The following is a 547-nucleotide window of genomic DNA, read 5'->3' as shown; positions in this document are numbered from 1 at the left end:
CAAACTTACCGCGTTGGCCTTGTACTCGGCAGTGAAGCTCCGACGAGTAGATCCCATAATCCGCTCCCTCTATCTTGGGGGAACTCACCGCTCATCTCCGGGTGTCCACCAGAGCGGGAACGGTCCACCGGATCGAACGGCACACAGGTGTGCACCTGGGTGCCGTAGTGACGTGCGGCCTGGACGATCTGCGGATGACGCACCGGCACACCGGCGACGTGATCCACGCTGACCGTCTTGGCGTTGTCGGTCAGCACGTAGGTCGGCACCCCGCCCACGCGGCGCAGGGTCGCATCCAGGCAAGCGATCAGCGTGGGCAATTTCTGGTCCCACACCGGGATCACCACCCGGAAGCGGGACCACGCCAACCAGGCGCAGAACAGCAACGTCGAGCGCAGGACCCCGTCCGGGCCGGGGACCTTCGGCCCTTCGCCCCAGTCGAACTGCAGCCACAGGCCCGGCTCGGTGATCCACGGCCGGTAGGTGCGCTGATGCCCGGCCCGCCACGCGGCCTTGACCTGCGCCACCGCCCGCCTGGTCGTGCGCT

At 67.5% G+C, this 547-nt stretch carries 1 pseudogene; it reads right to left on the bottom strand.

Features of this window, described 5'->3' with window-relative positions:
- Window positions 1-110: 110 nt before the first annotated feature.
- Window positions 111-547 (bottom strand): annotated as a pseudogene (locus tag Q2K20_RS18150) (IS21 family transposase); the annotation flags it as partial.

Origin of the sequence: Dietzia sp. IN118, from assembly GCF_032905965.1 — a bacterium.
GTDB lineage: Bacteria > Actinomycetota > Actinomycetes > Mycobacteriales > Mycobacteriaceae > Dietzia > Dietzia kunjamensis.
Note: the sequence above shows the minus strand (reverse complement) of the source record. Positions and strands in the feature narration are given on the sequence as shown.